This window comes from Micromonospora sicca, assembly GCF_003172935.1.
Lineage (GTDB): Bacteria > Actinomycetota > Actinomycetes > Mycobacteriales > Micromonosporaceae > Micromonospora > Micromonospora sicca.
The window spans coordinates 1-1,167 of the sequence record NZ_QGKS01000035.1 but is presented as its reverse complement, the minus strand read 5'-3'; the positions used below and the strand labels follow the sequence as shown (position 1 = coordinate 1,167).

Sequence of the window (1,167 nt, the reverse complement as noted above, 5' to 3'; positions counted from 1 at the left end):
ATCGGGACGCGGACGGGGACCGGCCGGCCGGCACCGGGTCGGGGCGGCGCTCCACCGGGCCGGTGCCGCTGGAGATGACCGCGTCACCGCGTTCCAGCATCTCCCGGGCGGCCTCGAGCAGCCGGCGCGCGGGTGGGGTCAGGGACTCCTCGCAGGCGAGCGGGATGGACAGGGTCACCGTGAGCACGGGTGTGGCCGTGTTCGCGGGGCGACGCTGGCCGCCGGGAGGACGACCGGGAACCGCGGGTTGGGACGTATGCCATCCGGCGCGCGACGAGGCGGGGCTGACCGACATGGTCCTCCTTGGCTGGTCCGGGTATCTCCCCACGGCCCGGGACGCCGCTTCATCGATGCTTCCCGGCGCCTGTGCGAGGGTCAAGGGGCGGCTACGTTGCATGAATGTGACAATTGACGAACACATCGGAGCCACCCGCTCGCTCTCCGTGCGAGGCCAGATGATTACAGCAGAGTCGTCGGGGCGACCGGTCAAGGGGGGTGCCCGGCCGGTTCACATTGGCCGGTGGCACCGCTGGGCCCCTGCTCACGCGGGGGAACGCGGCCGGAACACGGGGACGCCGGACGCCCGGGGCCGCGGCTCCGACCCGGGCGCCCGGAGCGACGGATGGCTCCTCCCGTCGGTTCAGTGCTCCCGGTCCACCTCGACGCGGGCCTCGTCGGCGAGCCGGTAGCCCACGCCGTGCACCGTGGTCACCAGCGGGGTGTCGGTGCCGAGCTTGGCGCGCAGCCGGCGGACGTGCACGTCCACGGTGCGGGCCACCGCGTGCTCGTAGCCCCAGACGTTGGCGAGCAACTGCCGGCGGGTGAAGACCCGGCGGGGGTGCTCGGCGAGGAAGAGCAGCAGGTCGTACTCGATCCGGGTCAGCGGGACGTCCCGCGGACCGTGGCGGACGATCCGGGGGCCGGCCAGGATCCGTACCGGGTTCGGATCGGCCGGTACGGCCGGCGGATCGGCCGGCAGGTCGGGCTGTGTCGGCGGGGCGACCGGATCGGCGGCGCGCGACCGGCCGGCGAGGGCGCGGCCCGGCGTCTGGTGGCGGAGCATCCCCTCGCCCGTCTCGGCCAGCTCGCCGAGCAGGTCGACCAGCCGGGCCAGGCCGGGCGTCAGCGCACCAGCGGGGATCTCGAGGGTGATGGTCAGGGTCGGGG

The 1,167-nt window shown here is 74.6% G+C and carries 1 protein-coding gene and 1 pseudogene; both read right to left on the bottom strand.

Translation table 11 applies throughout. The features are described from left to right. Positions 1 to 295: pseudogene (locus DKT69_RS00205) on the bottom strand (winged helix-turn-helix domain-containing protein); the annotation flags it as partial. A gap of 345 nt (positions 296 to 640) precedes the next feature. After that, positions 641 to 1,167, bottom strand: a 527-nt coding sequence (locus DKT69_RS00200; RefSeq protein WP_438361785.1) for a winged helix-turn-helix domain-containing protein, incomplete at its 5' end; no start/stop codon positions are given.